This window comes from Vibrio sp. 2092 (genome assembly GCF_033339635.1).
GTDB lineage: Bacteria > Pseudomonadota > Gammaproteobacteria > Enterobacterales > Vibrionaceae > Vibrio > Vibrio alginolyticus.
Window position 1 is genome coordinate 24,358 of the sequence record NZ_JAWOUY010000025.1, and the last position, 19,232, is coordinate 43,589.

The 19,232-nt window shown below is 44.6% G+C and carries 26 protein-coding genes; 3 read left to right on the forward strand and 23 right to left on the reverse strand.

Going from position 1 to position 19,232, the window contains the following annotated elements; genetic code table 11:
- Positions 1 to 17 precede the first annotated feature (17 nt).
- The 13 genes from traF to cadR form a co-directional block, all read right to left on the reverse strand.
- Positions 18 to 1,013: a conjugal transfer protein TraF gene (gene traF / locus R7P80_RS26650; protein WP_225492084.1), complete on the reverse strand. Its 996-nt coding sequence runs from the start codon at positions 1,011 to 1,013 to the stop codon at positions 18 to 20.
- 271 nt (positions 1,014 to 1,284) lie between these two features.
- On the reverse strand, positions 1,285 to 1,527 hold the full coding sequence (locus R7P80_RS26655) for a hypothetical protein (RefSeq protein ID WP_025624993.1): 243 nt from the start codon (positions 1,525 to 1,527) through the stop codon (positions 1,285 to 1,287).
- Positions 1,527 to 2,705, reverse strand: coding sequence for a toprim domain-containing protein (locus tag R7P80_RS26660; protein ID WP_140134551.1), 1,179 nt, complete (start codon positions 2,703 to 2,705; stop codon positions 1,527 to 1,529). Before R7P80_RS26660 ends, R7P80_RS26655 begins: the two co-directional genes overlap by 1 nt.
- A complete protein-coding gene (locus R7P80_RS26665; RefSeq protein WP_118121290.1) occupies positions 2,692 to 3,027 on the reverse strand; it encodes a hypothetical protein in 336 nt (111 codons plus the stop codon). Before R7P80_RS26665 ends, R7P80_RS26660 begins: the two co-directional genes overlap by 14 nt.
- Positions 3,028 to 3,414: 387 nt before the next feature.
- Complete coding sequence (locus tag R7P80_RS26670) at positions 3,415 to 3,699, reverse strand: hypothetical protein (RefSeq protein ID WP_025624996.1); 285 nt, start codon at positions 3,697 to 3,699, stop codon at positions 3,415 to 3,417.
- Positions 3,700 to 3,763: 64 nt separating this feature from the next.
- The gene (locus R7P80_RS26675; RefSeq protein ID WP_118121289.1) at positions 3,764 to 3,997 is read right to left on the reverse strand and encodes a hypothetical protein; all 234 of its coding nucleotides are present in this window, start codon (positions 3,995 to 3,997) and stop codon (positions 3,764 to 3,766) included.
- A gap of 83 nt (positions 3,998 to 4,080) precedes the next feature.
- Positions 4,081 to 5,922, reverse strand: a complete 1,842-nt coding sequence (locus R7P80_RS26680) for a VWA domain-containing protein (protein ID WP_118121288.1) — start codon at positions 5,920 to 5,922, stop codon at positions 4,081 to 4,083.
- Between the two features lie 72 nt (positions 5,923 to 5,994).
- Positions 5,995 to 6,240, reverse strand: coding sequence for a hypothetical protein (locus tag R7P80_RS26685; protein ID WP_025624734.1), 246 nt, complete (start codon positions 6,238 to 6,240; stop codon positions 5,995 to 5,997).
- A gap of 2 nt (positions 6,241 to 6,242) precedes the next feature.
- Entirely contained in the window at positions 6,243 to 6,686 is a 444-nt protein-coding gene (locus tag R7P80_RS26690) for a DUF2787 family protein (protein ID WP_162889792.1), read from the reverse strand.
- Positions 6,687 to 7,072: 386 nt separating this feature from the next.
- A complete protein-coding gene (locus tag R7P80_RS26695; RefSeq protein ID WP_225492082.1) occupies positions 7,073 to 7,327 on the reverse strand; it encodes an ArsR/SmtB family transcription factor in 255 nt (84 codons plus the stop codon).
- Between the two features lie 57 nt (positions 7,328 to 7,384).
- Complete coding sequence (locus R7P80_RS26700) at positions 7,385 to 7,666, reverse strand: SHOCT domain-containing protein (protein WP_105935177.1); 282 nt, start codon at positions 7,664 to 7,666, stop codon at positions 7,385 to 7,387.
- 10 nt (positions 7,667 to 7,676) lie between these two features.
- Positions 7,677 to 8,171, reverse strand: a complete 495-nt coding sequence (locus R7P80_RS26705) for a Spy/CpxP family protein refolding chaperone (RefSeq protein ID WP_225492080.1) — start codon at positions 8,169 to 8,171, stop codon at positions 7,677 to 7,679.
- A gap of 114 nt (positions 8,172 to 8,285) precedes the next feature.
- Complete coding sequence (gene cadR / locus R7P80_RS26710; RefSeq protein WP_048608525.1) at positions 8,286 to 8,693, reverse strand: Cd(II)/Pb(II)-responsive transcriptional regulator; 408 nt, start codon at positions 8,691 to 8,693, stop codon at positions 8,286 to 8,288.
- A 95-nt stretch (positions 8,694 to 8,788) separates the two neighbouring features.
- On the opposite strand from cadR, the gene R7P80_RS26715 reads away from it, so the two are divergent.
- From R7P80_RS26715 to R7P80_RS26725, 3 genes are read left to right on the forward strand one after another with little or no spacing between them, the layout of a single operon-like run.
- A complete protein-coding gene (locus R7P80_RS26715; RefSeq protein WP_020744994.1) occupies positions 8,789 to 9,685 on the forward strand; it encodes a cation transporter in 897 nt (298 codons plus the stop codon).
- Between the two features lie 3 nt (positions 9,686 to 9,688).
- Positions 9,689 to 10,201 (forward strand): signal peptidase II, encoded by a 513-nt coding sequence (gene lspA / locus R7P80_RS26720; RefSeq protein WP_004863699.1) that lies wholly within the window; start codon positions 9,689 to 9,691, stop codon positions 10,199 to 10,201.
- 21 nt (positions 10,202 to 10,222) lie between these two features.
- Positions 10,223 to 11,512 carry an ISL3-like element ISPpu12 family transposase gene (locus R7P80_RS26725; protein WP_225477729.1) on the forward strand — a complete coding sequence of 430 codons (1,290 nt, stop codon included), beginning with the start codon at positions 10,223 to 10,225 and terminating at the stop codon, positions 11,510 to 11,512.
- On the opposite strand, the gene R7P80_RS26730 is transcribed toward R7P80_RS26725, so the two are convergent.
- The 10 genes from R7P80_RS26730 to R7P80_RS26775 all read right to left on the reverse strand — a co-directional run bounded on the left by R7P80_RS26730 (position 11,481) and on the right by R7P80_RS26775 (position 19,184).
- A complete protein-coding gene (locus tag R7P80_RS26730) occupies positions 11,481 to 11,939 on the reverse strand; it encodes a hypothetical protein (RefSeq protein ID WP_225492078.1) in 459 nt (152 codons plus the stop codon). The genes R7P80_RS26725 and R7P80_RS26730 overlap by 32 nt on opposite strands.
- An 85-nt stretch (positions 11,940 to 12,024) precedes the next feature.
- Positions 12,025 to 13,449, reverse strand: a complete 1,425-nt coding sequence (locus R7P80_RS26735) for a DNA cytosine methyltransferase (protein WP_118121285.1) — start codon at positions 13,447 to 13,449, stop codon at positions 12,025 to 12,027.
- An 84-nt stretch (positions 13,450 to 13,533) separates the two neighbouring features.
- Positions 13,534 to 14,163 carry a hypothetical protein gene (locus tag R7P80_RS26740; protein WP_118121284.1) on the reverse strand — a complete coding sequence of 210 codons (630 nt, stop codon included), beginning with the start codon at positions 14,161 to 14,163 and terminating at the stop codon, positions 13,534 to 13,536.
- A gap of 107 nt (positions 14,164 to 14,270) precedes the next feature.
- Positions 14,271 to 14,612, reverse strand: coding sequence for a hypothetical protein (locus R7P80_RS26745; RefSeq protein WP_118121283.1), 342 nt, complete (start codon positions 14,610 to 14,612; stop codon positions 14,271 to 14,273).
- 67 nt (positions 14,613 to 14,679) lie between these two features.
- On the reverse strand, positions 14,680 to 15,636 hold the full coding sequence (locus R7P80_RS26750) for a phosphoadenosine phosphosulfate reductase family protein (protein WP_118121282.1): 957 nt from the start codon (positions 15,634 to 15,636) through the stop codon (positions 14,680 to 14,682).
- Positions 15,637 to 15,708: 72 nt separating this feature from the next.
- Positions 15,709 to 16,323, reverse strand: coding sequence for a hypothetical protein (locus R7P80_RS26755; RefSeq protein WP_118121281.1), 615 nt, complete (start codon positions 16,321 to 16,323; stop codon positions 15,709 to 15,711).
- A 101-nt stretch (positions 16,324 to 16,424) separates the two neighbouring features.
- Positions 16,425 to 16,667 carry a hypothetical protein gene (locus tag R7P80_RS26760; protein ID WP_118121280.1) on the reverse strand — a complete coding sequence of 81 codons (243 nt, stop codon included), beginning with the start codon at positions 16,665 to 16,667 and terminating at the stop codon, positions 16,425 to 16,427.
- Positions 16,668 to 16,941: 274 nt separating this feature from the next.
- Complete coding sequence (locus R7P80_RS26765; protein ID WP_118121279.1) at positions 16,942 to 17,520, reverse strand: hypothetical protein; 579 nt, start codon at positions 17,518 to 17,520, stop codon at positions 16,942 to 16,944.
- Between the two features lie 73 nt (positions 17,521 to 17,593).
- A complete protein-coding gene (locus R7P80_RS26770; protein WP_225492076.1) occupies positions 17,594 to 18,679 on the reverse strand; it encodes a DUF3150 domain-containing protein in 1,086 nt (361 codons plus the stop codon).
- A 274-nt stretch (positions 18,680 to 18,953) separates the two neighbouring features.
- A complete protein-coding gene (locus tag R7P80_RS26775; RefSeq protein WP_025624721.1) occupies positions 18,954 to 19,184 on the reverse strand; it encodes a hypothetical protein in 231 nt (76 codons plus the stop codon).
- Between the last annotated feature and the right edge of the window lie 48 nt (positions 19,185 to 19,232).

A 19,232-nucleotide genomic window follows, 5' to 3' on the forward strand; every position in this document is an offset into this window, starting at 1 on the left:
TGCAGTAATCTCCTTGTTTATTGCGCTGATAAGCTTTGTTGATAAAGTTTTTGAAATTCTTGTGGGGCATTCTCAGGAACTTGAAGTCCACCGGTTACGTAGCCATTTGGATCAACATACAGACCGCTTGGTTTGGTTAATTGGTACTGTTGTTCGTCAATCAGACCTGAACGCAATGCAGCAAACAAAATGCGATCCTTTAGGTCGGTTATGGAGTGCATCCCCTGACCTACTAGTTCAATTGCTCTGGTTTTTGGGTTGAACAGGTACGTAGCGGGTAGGACTTGAATACCTAGTGATTGGGCTTGTGTTGTGTTGACTTCAAAGGCTTCACCAAGAACGGTTGGTGGAGGTGTGCCATCCATTGAAACAGGGAATACAGTGAAGCCAAATTCCGACTGTAACTGTGCCACTAGCTCTGCTTGCTGTTCACTGAATACATCTTCACTACGGTAGAAGAAATATAAGCCGGACTCGTTACCCATTTCCTCTAGTAGCGCATGCTTATTTTGAGATGCTTGTACATTCATAGTCTTCATCCCAAAGTTAGCGATTGGGCGAGATGAGGTTTGGTCAAGGAACGGTTCAGCCATTACCGCTTTTTGTCGTTCCATACCAAACGCAACGGCGCGATCACGCATAAACTTTTCTAAATACAGATAAGTTCGCATTGCCTCCTGGTCATATGGATTGTTCATCGCGGCATCAGCATATTTTTGAAAATTCTCTCTAAACCATGCGCTTGATAGTGGCTGTTCTTCTGGCTTGGTTTTGGCTGGCTTGGGTGTAGGTTGCGGTTGTTCTTGCTTTAGTTTTTCTAGGAACTTTTCTTTCTCATCTTGCGGTAGTTGTTCATACCAATACCAACCTCTTTCACTATCTGCGAAGTATTTGTTATCGCTGCCACTTTCGTTAGCTAAGGTTTGTTTCTTGGTTTGCGTTGGTTGGTTTTGCGCGTGAGCAAAACTGGAAATGACTACACCTACAGCTATAGGTAGTAAGAGTTTGTTCATTTAATAATCCCTTAGTCTTAATTCGACGGAATGTGTTTCATCTCTTATTGACTCACACTTTTCGAATTTCCAAAGTCAGCGAGAAATGAGGCTAGATTGCGTTGCGGGTATTATTAGAACAGTGTGATAAGCGAACAACTTAACAATGTTAAGACGTTTGGTGTTGGATGTCGGGTATTAGGTGTTCAGAGGGAAATGTATCAAAGGAGTAAGTGTGTTTAGGTATAAGTTAAAGACATCCCACACGCCTTTGGCGTGTGGGTTATCTCAATTAAATTTCTGTTGAACCAACAAATTGATCACCAAGTAGAGCATCTGCCCCGCAATACTCCCACTGCTGAGGGAATAGCTGCGATAGGCTGACTAGAACATCGTGTGTCCAGCCACTCATTGGCGCATTATAGCTAGCTAACAGTTGACCCTCTAAGCTCACAATTAACAACCGGTTGAACCGGTTCGGCGTGAGAATATCAGGCTCTTGCTGAGATTGAATATCTGTAATGAAACGAATCATTAGCAAGCCCCCTTCCATATTTGTGTATGGTGATGAGGAAATTTGCTTGTGCCGTGTTCAACTAAGACATCATTCCAATCAATAGATTTAACTCCGGTTGGGATATCCCAGGTCGGATACATAATCACGACCCATTCATCGCTATCTTCTAGGCGTTCTGCAAGCCCCATAGCAGCATCTAATCCAGCTTCTACGGTTTTGCCATGAACAACACGTTTAGTGTCTTTATCAGCCCAAACAAAGATGTACTTGACCCCTTTAGGTGGCTGAAAGTTTTCCAAGATAGTTGATGATATACACGCCCATACGGGTTCATTTTGACAACCTCTGTCAGCAAGCATTTGCTTTACTGACAATGCTGTTTCTATACCTTCAGTTACGTGCAGGATTTCTCCATTGATTTCTGCCAAGTGTATTGCGCTTCCCGTTAAAGGACGAGACTCACATCGAGACATCAGTTTTTTAGCATTAACCTCGATACCTTCTACAACCATCTTTAGCTTATTGCCTTGATGATCCAAGAAGGTTCGATGAATTGTTGCTGCCTTACCATCGGGATAAGTGACCAGCGAAACGAGAGCTGGAAACTTGCCAATGAAAAGGTTCTTCTTAATGCCGTTGACTTTACGTGTTTCATACAAGGGCATTGCAGGGTTAAAGCGCATAGTTTTACTCAAACCATAGAGGTTTAGCTTTTTTAAGTCTAAGCCTCTACGAGACAAGTAAATCCGAGCTAGCTTGGCTTCCGGTGCAGTCAAGTCATATGCGGTTTGCCATGCTTTTCGCAATGAATACCGACATTTTTTGAGATGACTGGCATCCACTTTTGGTTGTGGCTGTGTTTGTTGTGTTTGGATACTAGCACCCTTCCACTCTTTGCCACTAAGACCAAGATAGTCTGCAACTTCATTTAGAACGTACTGAAAATCTCGATCTAAAACCCACATAAGTAGGTCAAAACCATTGCGAAATACGCCGTGTTGGTTTGAAACCCCACCGCCAGTTTCCTTTGCATCTTTAAAAAGTCTAAATCCATCAGTACCACCATTTATTGGACAAGGTACGTGGTTCTCAACGTTTTTTGTTGCTTCGGAAAGACTTGGCGCGACAGCCTCAAGAACCTCTAACCAGCGACCCTTTGCCGCTGCTTTTACTACAGCTACTTTAGATTGATTCATAGTGGAATCTCCCTTGTAGTAGACGGCTAAGCATTGAACGTAAAAGCTCAGCGTCTAAACCTAATGAACGGCAACAATTGCAAAATGACAGAGGATGAACATAGTCATCTTCTAGTAGCCATTTGGTTGCTTCTTGCCGCATTAACTTGGATTTCCGACCATCCCGAATATCGTCAATAGCACTTTTGATCATGCCGTATTGAAGATCTTCAATCATTTGGTCAGTCCAAGTTGGATTTGAAATGTCATCTACAAGGCTGTGATTTTGCTGTGCCTGTAAATGATGTTTTTGATTGGTTGGTTGTGTAGTAATGCCTATCATGATGCTTCTCCTATAGTCCTTGAGGCTTTTCGAAGCCCGCAAGGGACAGGCAAGGCTTTGAAAAGCCCCAAGTAGAAGAAGTCGATAGAATTACTTGTCTGAACTCTCAGGTATCGGAGTGCCATATACCTGCAACGCATAAGCGATAACAGATACCTTGATAGCAATAACAATAGCGAGAGGGATAGAAATGCTCATGTAGCCTCCTGATTAACAGGGACTATCCCCATACGGGGAAATAGCCCCGTTTGGGTGTATGAGTGATAACCCATAAATTTGTGCCCAATAGTTAGACGCAAATTTATGCCCTATCACCAAATCATGACCTTTAAGCACAAGGCTTAAATTGAGTTTGGTGTGGGCGGGTATCAAATTAGAAGTGGATTGTTAAGAGTAGTATTTCCGAACAATTGGGCGTAGATAAGCACGTAAGGTGTTTATGTCATAGCCACAACTTAATGCGCAGATATCGGCACTAAATGGTTCATCACTTTCGTTCATTAACCATTCGATTGCTTCTTTCCGCATTGTGCTAGATTTGCGTCCGTCATTAATTTCATTAAGAGCTTGAATTAACATGCCCTCTTGCATCATAACGATTTCGCTTTCAGTCCATACACCATAAAACTCGGTTTGGCTCTGAACCTCTAGTGGAATTAATAGCTGTTCCATGATGTTGTTCCTTAAAAAAGGGCAACACCATTCCCTACGGGCAGTATTGCCCGATTGGGTTGGATTAATTTTCAGTAAGCTTGGCTACGCAGTCTTTGTGACCAAAAGTGTCATTGCACCCATGATGAGTTAAAGATTCTGCTTTTTTTAGTGCGCTGTAATAAACACGTTGTTTGACCAGAAGGTATCCGGTGTCAAAGTGCCTATTGCAAACCTCACAATTGCCATACTTATCCGAGCCGCCATTTAGCTTTCGTAACCGAAAAGCAAAACGGATTTGACTCTTTTTTGTACTCATAGTGTTTTCCTTTAAATAGTTAGAGGACAAACACTGCGCCCAGGGGCAAAAGTAATTGCCCTCTTGGGTTTGATATTAATAAGTTACCGAGTCACTAAAATATCTTTAGCTACTTTGAATAACTCTGATTTGAGTTCTCTAATGTCCTGAATGAACAGTGCGTTAGGGAAGTACTGGTAGAACGCTTGTTTGTTACTAGAAATGGTGCCAATGGCAACGCCTATAACAGTAATGCCACTTTGGGTAGCTTTACTGACCAAACGAGCAAGTTCTTCTCTTTGACCACCATTCGGATAACCATCAGTGATAATGATGATGACCTTGTGATGTTTTCTGCTGCTACATACTTTGCGTATGCAATGCCACAATGCAGAAGCGGTTGGGGTTGAATCTCCCCTACCATCTACTTTGTGGTAACGCATGGCTAGTTTGCTGACGCTTTCACCTTCGTCTAACAAGTTAAGTATGTTGCTATCGCAATCGGAGTCAGGAAACGCAGATGCACCGATGCCTACCCCATTGATTCGAGATAGAGCCTTTGCAAGAGCGAGCTGTGCTTCTCTTGCTGTGCTCATCAGATTACGAGATGTCATCGAGCCTGAGTTATCTACACAGACTTCAACAACTGTATCGATCTGAAGCTTTTTGCTTTTCTGTTTGAAAAGCCGAGCATCATTTACAGCGTAACGGTGTAAAGTTTTAGAATTCAGTTTTAAACCTGAAGACTTCGTTCTACAGCGCACTCTCATTTCATGTTCAACGATGGATTGCAGTTTTGCTGTAATCTGCGATGAAGTGCTATTCACATTTGACTCAATCCCCCAACGTATTCCGCTTATGGGATCAACGTTGATGACTTCTGGTAGCGACACTCTGGATTGCTCTGGATTGGCTTCTGCCAATACTTCGAGCGATTGAGCGAAACTACTCATATCGTCAAACGTTTCAGTTGAATCATTTGCTGCTTGTATTGCTGCTCTGATTTGCTCTGACGTTGGTTGATTTAAGTCGTGCTGACCAGAACTTGTCGAATTTGAGCTAGAGTTATTTCCTTCGCTCTCCATCGACTGTTCAGGATCTACACTGCTAGATTGTGAATTGTCCGACCCTTGCGAGTTGGATTCTTCACTTTCAGCATCATTAGCTTGCCCTGCTCCCTCATCTGTTTCATCTGAACTGTCAGGTTCATTTGATTCATCAGGAGATGCCGAGTCACCTGGATTACTTTCCTCCGGTGTTTGGCTCGAACTGTCTGGACTAGGCTCATCTGGCTCATCCGGTTCATCTTCATCAGGATCAAACTCATTGATAAGGGTATTTACCTTTACCGCTAAGTCGTAAGCATCTTTAGATGAAGATAGGTTAGGAAGTTCATTGCTTAACAAGTTATTGACTTGCATATAAAGCTTGAACCCAAGGTTGAGACAAAATGCGTCTTCAGCAGCATCTAAGTAAGGCTGTAAGTGCGTTTGCCCCCGATGATTAACACGACAAGTCATCAGTAATAATTCACAAATACAGCTTGCCGGTTCTGCGTCAGTTTGGATTGGTGGTCGGCTACCGTCATTTTGACGGTTGATCCAGATTTGGTTAATCCAGTTCTTAGTACCTACCATGCTTTCAATCATTGCATTCTCAATTCGCAAGTCTTCGAAGATATTCCAATAGTTTTGCAACGCTGCGGAACTGAAGTCACCTTGCAGGTTGAAAGAATCAAATTTGAGGTGTGCAGCTTCATGAGACACAAAGCCAAGTACCGCATCTTTGTGTTCTTTCGATTTGATATTGAAATCTGGAATGTTGATGGTTTTACCATCGGTCCACGCCTGATTACCCGATACCGTTATACGAACACCTAACTTGTCTCCAAGTCCGGCTGCGATTAATGGTAGGGAATTGTGTATAAGCTGATTTTGCTTGTTCATAGTGTTTTCCTTTACGGGCAAACACTAGACCCCAAGGGCAGTATTTGCCCTAGTGGGAGTATTTAAAGTGGATTAGTTGATTACATGCACATGAACGTATTGGCAATTATCCAGTTCGTTCAAAGTGTAACTCTCAGTGCAGTTTGCATTGATAAGTGTAAGTAGTTCGTCCAACTCGCCATTCATTTCTTTTGTCGCTATTACATCGACCAAAAAATCTGAGCAGGAGTCGTTGGTGTACTTGAATAGACGGAGTTCATCTATCCAATCTCGAACCATGTTATTTACGTTGGCGATAATGAAGAAATTTAGTTCCATTATTACGCCTCCACCATGTCTTTATGCAGCAGTAAGTGACCGCCGATAAAGCTAACTTTAAGTTCGTCATACATACCTAAGCTAGCGTATGAGAGAGTGTTCTTTACAAACATCTCAAACGTTTCGCCTACTTCGTCGTTCAGTGGAATTAGACCCATGAACTCTGAATAGTAGGTATTCAGCGATAAATCGAAGTCATTTGACTTACAAAGTTGGGCATAGCTGCCTTGTCCCTCATAAGCAAATTCAGTGTAGTAGTGCAAAGCAACATAGTTGCCGAGCTTTTCAACCATGATTTCAACAGGACGGAAGCCACCTGTACTTGGGTGGTACTTTGTGTCGTTGAAGCTAATGATTGATATACCGTCCCGTTGTACATGTTCAGAAACAAACTCAATAAGTTCGTTTGGAACAGTAATCGGTAGGGTTTGTTTAAGAGTAAGCATGATGTACCTCATTAAAATAAAATGGGTACAACTACCCTACGGATGGTTGCACCCGTAGGTTTGATAGGATTCCACGTTAAGCGGAACTATTAGGTTATGTTTTAAAAGCAGATTTTGTGGTGTCGCTGCTTTCGCCGCTTGCGCGATCTATGACGATTCTCGTCCGACATCATACCGTTACCGGCAACCACTTTTTTGCCTCATCAAGAGGACTTGGTTTTGCTCCAAGTGGAGCATTTAGTGAAAGTCCAAATAGGACTCTCGGCTAAAATCTAACTTGCTTTGATTCTATAACACTCTGTTTAGTTTTCAAAATAATGTGTATCTCAATGCGTCCAAAGTCAGCATTGAGATACACACTAACGTAGGGTTAGTGTGTATCGTGCTTAGTCTAATAGAAATATTTTTAAATGCTGACTGGTAGAAGACATAGACAGCTGTAGTAGCTCTGCAATTTCGTTTACACATAATTCAACCTGTTGCACACTCAAAATTATTTTCAACCTAGAATGGTTACCCAGTAATTTGAATAATTCAGTTGCTTGCATTAAGTCTGTTTCTGCTGCAATTGACGCTTTGGCCTTGGCTATTTTTAGCTTGACTTTGCGACATTCAGTACAAATTCCCAGGTTGTTTCCCACAATTATCTCCTTGATATGAATTCCCTCACCGCCAGAGCAATGAGAGAACGTTTTGGTTTAAGAGCGTGAGAGCAACTCTTGTTTTATTTTTTGATATGTTTCTTCGTCAATATCGCCTCTGGCGTAACGCTCCTTTAAAAGCTCAAGGCTGTTAACTGGTTTATTACTGTTGATTTGTTGGGATTTATTTTTCAGTAACAACTGAACTAATTTAACCAAGGCTAATATGATGACAGTCCATAGTAATAACGAAAATATCATGCCAAACGGTCCCGGAAAAAAAAGCCCAAAATCACACCAACCATTGCCCCAATAGCCAGAAGAGTGCATAGCGTTCATATTATTCACCTTAATAATGTTGTGATTGGCTACCCATCATATTTTGCATATTGGCAGACATTTGTTGCATCAATATCAAGTATTGCTCCTGTTGTGCCGGTGTTAATAGCTGATAGGCCTGGTGACGGGCTTTTAACATAGTAAGCATATTTTCGCTCATCACCCCTTGGCGCTTTGCGAGCATTGCTCTGGCTTTAGCTTCATCAAAGGTGGGTGCCGTGGTTAATGCCTGACATTCCGCCATATATGCTGGCATATTGGCCATCATCACTTGCCTGCCCGCCATTGCTTGGGTCATAATAGCCTGGATCTCTTGCTGTTGCTTAGTGCTTAGATCCAGCTGGAAGAACATTCCCATCATGTTGCCACCCATCATGTTGCCATTCATCCCCCTGCAACCTTGCATCATGTTGCCCTGCATATTGCCATGTGCCAGTGCTAATGAGGCGGCTCCAAAAGTAAGACCGAGGGTTAAGGCTGCTGTTGTCAATTTGTTAGTTTTCATCTTTTACTCCACTTTTTAAATAAATTTGGGTATACGGATTTAATGGTTGATCTTACCTTTGCATGAGAGTGAGACAGACCGGCATCTCATCGGATTATCTGGTTGATGCTTCACCTACTGCTGGTGCATGTTTCCTTCGCTAATTCCAGCAAGAACCCCACACGCCTCAACTTCCCGGTCATCGTTGCAACTCGCTCTCAGTGAAACGAGTTGTTTCTCAAGCGCTTGCAGAGCGGTTATCTGCGACCGCACATGAGAGATGTGATCATCGAGCAAGGCGTTGACGGCGGTACAAGGCTGATGAGGGTCGTCCTGATAGCTCTGTAGTTCGTGAATCTCAGCCAGTGACAGGCCCAGGATTCTGCAGCGACGGATGAAGGCCAGCCCCTCACCATGCTTCTCGGTATAGACACGGTAACCGTTGTCCTGCCGATCAGGCGGCGGCAACAAGCCCTGCTGTTCATAGAAGCGGATCGTCTGTGTGTCGACCCCTACCAACTGCGCCAACTGACCAATGCGCATCAGCCTCCTCCCCAACGGATTCTTTACTCTATTGACCTTATAGTAGCTTTATAGTTTAAAATGGTACCACAACATTGTTCAAGTGGAGTCGTATTATGAGCAAATCCTGTGGTGGCGCCTGTGGCGCTGATGCAACGTCCGCAGCGGATACCGATATACAGGCCTCCTCCGAGGCGCCAGGGAGATGGGTCAGTGTTTATGCCGTGCCGAAGATGGACTGTCCATCAGAAGAACGAATGATTCGCCTAGCCCTGAACGGCTTTGAGGAGATTCGGGCGCTGTCCTTCGACTTGTCGAACCGCCGGCTGAAGGTCGTGCATGACGGCGAGGTCGAGCCCGTCACCTCGAAACTGAAGACCTTGGGGCTAGGCGCCTCGCTTCAGGAAACCGTCGCTGCAAATCCGGAGACCATCAAGGCCGCCGAGTTTTCGGCAGCTTCTGCTAAGCAAGAATCCGGGACCCTGCGCTGGTTGCTCGGCATCAATGCACTTCTGTTCGTGGTGGAAATGACTGCCGGTCTGATCGCCCGGTCCACCGGCCTGATTGGAGAATCCCTGGACAATTTTGCCGATGCGGCGGTGTACGGGCTTGCCCTTTATGCGGTTGGACATAGCGTGAAAATGCAGGTACGTGCCGCGCATCTTGCTGGTGTACTGCAACTGATCTTGGCTGTGGGCGTGCTCGTAGAGGTGGTGAGACGCTTTGTATTCGGTAGTGAGCCTGAATCGCTGGTGATGATGGCTATCGCATTCGTCGCATTGATTGCCAATACCAGTTGTCTGCTGCTCATATCCAAACATCGGGAAGGCGGGGCGCACATGAAGGCAAGCTGGATATTCTCGGCCAACGACGTGGTGATCAACCTGGGGGTCATCACCGCCGGCGCCCTGGTCGCGTGGACCGGTTCCAATTATCCGGATCTGATTATCGGCACCATCGCGGGGGGCATTGTACTTAACGGTGCCAGACGCATTTTGGCGTTGAAGGGTTAAATAATGCTCATTATTGGCAAAAAGCTCTCGCCGTATGCCCTATTGTCCATATCGGGCCTGCTGGCAGCGTCTGATCAGGCTGTAAAGTGGCTGGTGCAGCAATCAATGGCCTATGGCGAGTATGTTTCGGTGACCCCGTTCTTTAACTGGGTGCACCTATGGAACACCGGTGCCGCATTCAGTCTTTTTGCGAATGGTGGAGGCTGGCAGCGCTACTTTTTTATCGGAATCGCGGTAGTGGTCTCGATTTTTCTGATCAAGCTGATCCTTGAAAATCGTCATAAAGGAGAAGCCATCGCTTACAGTCTTATCCTCGGTGGCGCCATGGGCAACCTGATTGACCGGGTCTTTCGCGGCTATGTTGTGGATTCCTTTGATTTCTATTGGCGAGACTGGCATTGGCCGGCCTTCAACCTGGCTGATATTGCAATTGTCCTCGGTGCCTTACTTTTCGTTTCCAGCAGCTTGTTGGGTAAAAAAGCAAACACCAATGCCGAGCCGGATGGATCTGACTGACACCTACGCCTATACAACACCATGACCGAACTTCCCGACAACATCCTTCACCTGCCGCAATACCAAGTACTGGGCTGCAAATCAACCGACGACGAAATGCACTTCCAGGTGGACGTGCCCGATCCCATCGCCTGCGAGGAATGCGGCGTGCAGGGTGAGTTCGTACGGTTCGGCAAGCGTGACGTTCCCTATCGTGATCTGCCCATCCACGGCAAGCGGGTCACTCTCTGGGTGGTCCGCCGCCGATACACCTGCCGGGCCTGCAAGACAACATTCAGGCCCCAGCTACCGGAGATGGTGGACGGATTCCGTATGACACTGCGGCTGCATGAGTACGTGGAGAAGGAATCCTTCAACCACCCCTACACCTTTGTGGCGGCACAGACCGGCCTGGACGAGAAGACGGTGCGCGACATCTTCAACGCCCGCGCCGAGTTCCTGGGGCGCTGGCACCGCTTCGAGACGCCCCGCATCCTGGGCATTGACGAGCTATACCTGAACAAGCGCTACCGCTGCATTCTGACCAACATTGAGGAGCGAACCCTGCTCGACCTGCTGGCCACCCGCCGCCAGGACGTGGTGACCAACTACCTGATGAAGCTGAAAGACCGGCAGAAGGTCGAGATCGTCAGCATGGACATGTGGAACCCCTACCGGGCAGCGGTCAAGGCTGTGCTGCCCCAGGCCCGTATCGTGGTCGATAAGTTCCATGTGGTGCGCATGGCCAACGATGCCCTAGAGAGAGTGCGCAAGGGCCTCAGAAAGGAGCTGAAACCGTCCCAGAGTCGGACTCTCAAGGGAGACCGGAAAATCCTGCTGAAACGCGCTCACGAAGTCTCAGACCGGGAGCGCCTCATCATGGAGACCTGGACAGGCGCGTTCCCGCAACTGCTGGCCGCCTACGAGCACAAGGAGCGCTTCTACGGCATCTGGGACGCCACCACACGGCTCCATGCAGAAGCCGCCCTGGACGAGTGGATAGCCACCATCCCGAAGGGCCAAAAGGAAGTCTGGAGCGATCTGGTCAGGGCAGTGGGAAACTGGCGCGAAGAGACCATGACCTACTTCGAGACGGACATGCCCGTCACCAACGCTTACACGGAGTCCATCAACCGACTGGCCAAGGACAAGAACCGTGAAGGGCGCGGTTACTCCTTCGAGGTGATGCGGGCACGAATGCTCTACACCACGAAGCACAAGAAGAAGGCACCGACTGCGAAGGTCTCTCCTTTCTACAAGAAAACCATCGGTTACGGACTGCCGGACTTCGCAGAGGAACTCAACTACGGAGTCGATCTATCAACCATCTGAGGGTGGTATCAGATTGATGGGGTGAAGGTGCCCCATCAACCATTAAATCCGTATACCCGAAAAAACCTTGGAGTGGGCATACCTCACTTTCCGGTAATCCATCATAGATAGCATCTTTATTAAATGAGAATTTTAGCGGCAACGTAATTCGGCTATGTGCCTCATATTGTAGCTCTATTCCTAACGCTCTCAGCTCGTTTGCATCATCATACAAACAAAGGTGTTCGACATCGCTTCCAAGATTTGTCTTCGCAAGCCAAGCGAATGCGTCAACACCACCAAATCGACAATAACCCTCATATGCCGGTTCCTCGATGTGGTTTCCGTCCGGCATCAGCATAAAGACGCTAACGCCTCGATGCTCGCCAGAACTGATGTTTGCAATTGATTCTGATGTATCTGCTGTTTTCCAAGAGAAAAAACCCATGATTGCTCTCCGATTTCATTGTTGATAAACGGAACGCAATCGCCCCAAAACGGGCAATTGCGCCCGTTAGGGGTAGGTTACTGTGCTAAGCACATTTCTTGATTGGTATTACATTTAAGTTTTGGTTTTGTCTATTCCTTTTGGACTGCCACGTTAGCAAGTCAGAGGAAAGCTGCATTCCCAATATATCAAAGACAGAGTAAATGACTGACTGACCTAAAATTTCATGAGCGACAGTTTCAGACAAACCGGAAACCTTTGCTTCTGGAATATTCTTAACTCGTGCATGTTCATTTTTTGTCAAGATCCGGCTCAATTCACTATTGGTCGAGTGTTGTAGGAATGGTTCGGTACTGCGACACTTAGCGTAGCCTCTACCTATTGTTCCTAAACAACTTTCGTAACCCGTAAGAATTTGACGAGCGAATCCTTTGCCAGCGGCTTTGTCTCTCTTTTCCTTATCCGCTAAATAACTAAACGTTTTCCAGCGAGGTGAATCAGGTTCAACATCTTCCAATATGTCATTAATTGAGTCCGGCTTAGGATAAAGTTGACCTTTAATCACCTTATCTATATCAAACGTATCTATCCCGTTTGATAACGCGACCACAACTAACCGATCCCTACTTTCCAAAGCTCCAAATTCTAGACCTGAGAAGATTCGCTCTTGGACTGTGTAGCCGAGGCTATCCAGTACGCTACGAATTACAGACATAGATGCGCTGGAAGAGTATTGGGGTACGTTTTCAATTAGAACTGCACTAGGATTCAACTGCACAATCATTTCTAGAGTGTAAAAGAACATACTGCCAGCTTCCGAGTGATCTTCAGCTTGCTTGAGTTTGTTCTTAGTACGACCACTTAACGATGCGCCGGTACAAGGAGTTGAAGCGTAAAGAAAATCGCATTCGTGCGCTTGTTTACTGCGTTGTACGTTTATCAGTTCTATTGGTGATTCAATAACAATTGAATCGCTATTCCATAGCTCAGGGTTGTTTCGTAATGAGCTTTCCAAATAACGGCTTTCACGTTCTACTGCGATAGCCACTTTGGTTTTTACATTGTTGCGTTTAAATCCATGATGCATCGCGGCATCTAAGATTCCCCCACCATGAAACACCGAACAAACATCTAGTGGCTTACCAGACTCTAATTTGTCCAAAAGCCTCTGTTCACGCCTGTTCGCGTTCTCAGTTAAGTGATGTTTTGAAACAACAATCTTTCCCTGTTTAATCAGAACTCTGACAGTTTCGCTTTCTTCGAACAGTTCAGCTAGAGCGTTAGCAGTAATATCAATTACTGGCAGTTCGTCACCACTTGTTCGATTTTTGCGCCGACTAATTTTGTATTTACCGGCTTCAGAAAGCTCGATGTGCAGTTGATTGTCAGTGACGCTCAAGTTGTACATCATGCCAGGTTTATAACCAGCGCAAGAGAGCTTTCTACCTTCGAGGAAGACGCGCTTGCGCCCACGATTTACACCGATTTTTGTATTTACAATAGTTGCCATTTGGTTTTCCTTTTAATAAAAAAAAGGCGCAACTATCCCCTTAACGGGATGTTGCGCCCGTTAAGGGTTTATGTGTTTATATCTCTATATCTTTTGGAAATATGATGCGTTTAAGTTGCCATCGGCAATCTTAAAGTTCTCTTGGTGAGCGCACCACTCTTTCCAGCCTTCATGCCAATCAAACTCATCGTAATCTTGCCAATCCTCATTTCGATCAGCGTTGATGTGTTTGATGATGTCTGTGACTGTCCAAAAATGGAGCTTTACAAACTCCCCCTGGTCATCACTTTCGACTACTTTAATTGTCTTAAAATAGTCAATATTGTTTGAACTCGGCTTAGCATCAAGTGTGTATAGCTTTCCGTCGATAGCGATATCTAACTGTAACGACTTGGGCTGTATCACCTCGTTGTTTTCGCCGGTGTACACTTCAACAATCACATCACCATTGATGATGTCTTCTTCAGTGATGTTGTAATGGAACTCGTAAGGTTGGTTGCTGAACGTTTCTTCAAACGTCTTGAACCATGCCACGACCTTATGATCACTCCAAAAGTATGCTTGGGTGTCCAGAAGGTAGTCTCGCCCCGATTTGTGCACGATTTTTATCCGTCCCAACTCAATCGGCAGTGACCCCATACTTGCGAGTTGGTCAAGGCTTTCTGAGAAGATTGCGTGTAACTGATAAAATTGTTCACTTTTTAGTTTTGTCATGAGTAGTTTCCTAAAGAGGGACTACTCCCAACGGGAAGTAGCCCCGTTGGGTTTAATATTTGATGATCACTCGATGTATAGGATCACCATAGCTTTGTCATAATGACTTATAGAATGCGTTTAATGTCCAACTCGAACTCGACTATATCAGGCATATGTGCCTCTAATGGTGAAGCAGTGTCGCGCTCCACAATCGCCATGAATAGTTCAGCTAGTTCATTTACAGTTTCAAAGATATCGCTTTCTTTCCAGTTACAATCGGGGTTAGCTTCATGCTCGGATACACAGCGATACAGTAAGTTTGAATACGGATAAAGCGCAGTAACGAATGTATCTTCGCCTATACCGAAAATATCTCCGACACTTTGACCAGACTCAGTGATGTTATTCAACACTGCTTGAGTTAGGTAAAAGTGATAAGTGGCTTTTACAGCATTTTTTGTATTCATTAGGTGCATATTCCAAAAAGAGAGGCGCACGTACCCTCTATGGGATTGGTACGCCCATAGGGGTTGATTAAGCAAATGCTAGTTGCAGTTGACCTAGTTGAAGTTCGAATTGTTTGTAGATCTTTGTTTCCACAACTTCAAAATTCACTTCGTCTTCAGCTTTAAAGGCTTCACACGACTCGGTGCAGTTACCAGATTCATAACGTTTCTGGCTACGCATCGTTGAGCGAATTTCTTCTTCAGTAGAATCGGCATACATCTCTGCGATGCCAGTGAGAGAAAGATGACCACGATACATTATTAAAGGATCGTAGCTCTCTTTGACTCGGATTTTTTTACTTTCAAGGTGGTATTTCCACATCCGATAGAAATGTGGGTTTTGCTTGATGGCAAGTGCAAGTTTTGAGGTGCTTTTTTTACAGCAAAACAGACAATTACCTTCATGCTCCCCATTAAGTTCAAGGTCAAATGGTTGGTGTGACCACCACTCCAATATGTCTTGTTTATCAACCATTGGTACAAGGTCAGCAAGATACTTAATACCAGGTTTAGGCTTTAGACGTTTCGGCTCATCGACACGGATACCAAGCCAAGTCACATAGTTGTTTTTACCAAAGTGATCTTTGCAGTATCGTTCCGCTACGTCTTTCTTCATTCTCTCACTGCAATAAGCTCCCATTGCGGTAGGAGTCCCATATTTCACCATCATGGACATCATTGGCTCGAATGGAGGCATTTTTACAGTATTCATGAGGTCTGTAGGTTCGAAGACTTCATATGTGTTGCCTACGCCCAATTTAGGACTAACTTTTGCGCGTAAGATAATGAGGTCAATACCCCAAAATTTGATGATGTCGCGTATAAATTTATATGTGGCGGGTGCTTCAACACCAGTGTCACAGAAAATGTATCGTACATCCCAATTGAACTCTCTACGTGCGCGTTCCATTAAATACACCAAGTAGGCACTTGTGCGTCCACCTGAGAACGAAACAACGTGAGTGAGTTTTTTTACTTCAGACATAAGTAGTCTCCTAAAACGAAGGGACTACTCCCAATGGGGAAATAGCCCCATTGGGTTTAATTGAATGGCTTATTAAGCCGCTTGAAGTCTTTCAGCAAAGAGCTGAGCGACTTCGGGTATGTGTTTATCGCGTTTTAGACCGTCATGGGGCAATATTCCCTCTGCTATCCAATTGCAGATATAGACCCCTCGATTCCATGAATCAGTACCAACCAGAGCATCTAACACCCCTTCTTTCGCAGAATATTTTCTGTGAGCAAGGACGGTGAGTGCTTCTGATCTTGAGTCATAGGTTTCATGATAACGCGCCCCGTTTTCTCCATAGAAGGACAACCGATAGGGTTTCTTGCCATACGTATCCGGTAAGAACGCTGCCACTTGCCCATCTTCAGTTATCGCTTCAAAAAAGCCATCGGGGTATTTATCTACAAGATATTGTGTTCGAGTTACACGCTCAAAATGGCGAGTAAAAAACTGCCAAGTTCGTTCTGGTAATTCGAGGTCACATAGTTTGATAGTGCAATTCTCACCGTACCGCTTAATGAACATGCGTTGGCGCTTCAGCCAGCGTTCAAAAGTGGTTTCGTGACAACCGTACTGTTCGACATCAAGAAAAAAGTCTTCGTGCTCATAGGTAAGAGTCCATTGTGACTTGTATTCTTGAAAGCTAACATCTCTAGGATTCATAGTGCTTCCTTAATCAGAAAAGGCGCACTATGCCCCTACGGGCAAAGTACGCCCTTTGGGGTAGTTTTGATAGAGGCTAAATCAAGCCTCAGTTATCGGTGTTAGAACCATTCTTTTTTCATCGCAAGCGCCATCGCTAGGAACGGGGAACTACCTAGTAGGCAATATCCAAGTAAGACAATGAATTGCCTTACATCCTGTACAAACGCGCTCGGTTCTTCGAAGAATGATTTCCACTCATACGTGAATGCGGTAATTACCGGAAACAGCACAATTAGAACACCAAGAGTAAGCACTGACCAAAATACGATTGATCTAGCTTGAGGGTTATAACGAAATAACATAGTTGAAACTCCAAATGAAAGTATGAAGCGCACTATGCCCCCTGTTGGGCAAAGTACGCCCATAGGGGTTAAATCTGTATTTGACGCTCTCTGTCGTCTATACAGGGATTGTTAAGCTACTAAATGGTAAGTGAAGTAGCTATGTGAACCATTTTGCCTGAGAACTCGCTGTACTTTGTGCCGACTCCATGAGTGTGACGCTAAAACACAGAAATATTCGTAGGTTATTTGGTTAGCAGTACAAGCAGGGCAAGACATGCAATCTCCCTCCAAACTATGAGCATTGTTCTAGAGTGAGTAAGAAGTCCACCGGATAACCGAATGATTCTTCAAACCACTTCAAAACTTCAAAGCGGTCATTTCCTTTATCAAAATGCGCCCAGCTTTGCTCGATCTGATCTTCATTGTTTACAGGTATATCCGCGAACTCTGAAAACAGATCTTGTACTGTTTGTAAATGTGTAGATTCTTTTGCGTATACGCATCCGGCGTTCATTTGCATGAACGAATGGACCTTTCTGTTTAGTTCAATGTTGACCTGAAAAGGTACTCCTTCAGCTACAACACCGTACTTAACTAAAAGCTTACCAATATCAGTAACAAATTGGTCGCCGGAGACAGTGAATCTACGTGATTTGTACGTATAAAATGCCATGATATCAGGACGTTCTATCTTACAAATTTCAATTGAATATCGAATATTCTCATCCATTAACGTTCCCCATTCCTTCTGAGATACGTGGACTTCAACGGAGAAGTAAGAGTCCATATCATGAAGGTTAGAGGATGGCTTTCTGAAATGAGCAACGTAGCGATACGGGGATCGAGATTCGAAAGTGATTTGATGAAACATAGTAGAACTCCATATATTAAAAATGGAGCAACCCCCTGACGGGAATTGCTCCCGTCTAGGGTTTGTTTTGAACTTAGAAGAATGTAGCTTTCGTTGCAGATTGTTGTGTGCTCGACGTTGAAATATCGCTGAACTCAAAACTAAAATCTGCCTCGCTTAGTCCCAAATCTGACTCATCAGAATCAGGTTCACCGAAACTAAAGTCTGCATCACCCAACCCAAACACATCGTCTGATTCAAAATCGACACTTGCAGGTTCTAAGGTTGACTCTAAGCTTGCAGGTTGTGGCTGCTCAACGGCTAGTTGAGTAGCGGCAACCGGTACTGGTTCGTTTTCTAAGTTGCTCATTAACGCTTGCAACCTATCTTCATCACTCATTTGATACAGTAAACCAGACAGTCTATGTACTTCATCAGTGTTGAGCTTACCAGTAATAGGCATGGCACTTTCTACTTGCTTAATCTTATTGACTAGCTTCAAAAAGCGACCATTAAGGAAAGCCAAACCTTGTACTTTCTCGCGGAGTTTCCGCAATGAAGCTACATTGGTTTGGTTCGGTTGAATTGCACCCGTTAAGCTATCAAGTAGCTTATTGGAGCTTTTCAAGATGTCTGCATCCAATGTCTCTCCCAAACTATCAACTTGATTTGATAGTCCAGCATCGACAGTGACGGCAGACTGTGCGGATTGAACTTTAAACATTGAGAAAGAGGCATTAATACGTTTCTCAACATCTGAAGTAGGAGTCAACGCTTTCACAAGAATACGCTCGTATTGAGGGAAATTCTTGATCCAGTCTTGTTGAATTGACTCATGCTTTTGAAGATAAGCAGTTTTCTCTAGCTCAAACTGACCAACGATTTTTGTTAGTCGTTTGGCTAGTTCATCTGCCTTATCTGAAGGTACTGCATATCCACCAAGGAACGGGATGCCGATGGTCAGGCAAGCTCGTTCCATTTGACGTTTCAAAGTATTGAATACTTTTAGAGCCTTGGGATCTGTAGTGTGTTTACTGCCGAGGTTAATGATCTCTTTTGGTGGAGCTTCACCTTGTAGTGAGAGGTCATTTTCTGCCAGTTTTTTCCGTCCTGTCCATTGGTTAACGTTCAGTTGAACAGCAACAATGTCATTCAGAACAGAGGTAGGTTGTGTAGTCATAATGGTATCTCCAATTTTATGTATAAAAAAAGGACATACCATTCGCCACAGGGCTAATTGATATGCCCTTTGGCGGTTTTCAAATTTAGATAAGAGTGCTTACGCTACTTCTTATCGTTGTTTCTTAGTGCTTTTTTGCTAGCTGCTTATCGCACCATTTCTCGATATTGGGTGCATACATTGTTAGCAACCCAATAGCGATAGCAATACCACTAATTATGTAGATAGCTGTCATTGCAGTTCTCCTTGATTAAGTGAACCTAAGTTTATGTTACTACCGATTAAGCTTTTCTGCTAATGCTACAACGAGTACACCGATTACAGTTAGCTTCAACACGTTGAAGTCTAAACCTTTCTCGATAGCGTACACGAATGCAGCAGTATAGGATGCAGTGCCAAGCAGTTTTAGTTGAACAGCTACCTCTTTTTTCCGCTTATGTGCGAAGTGCACAACAGCTTTTAGATACTTGATAAACAAGTAATAGATTAAATAAAAATCAAACATTTATACCTCTTTAAGTTTTTTGTACCAACAAGAGGCATATGTACCAAC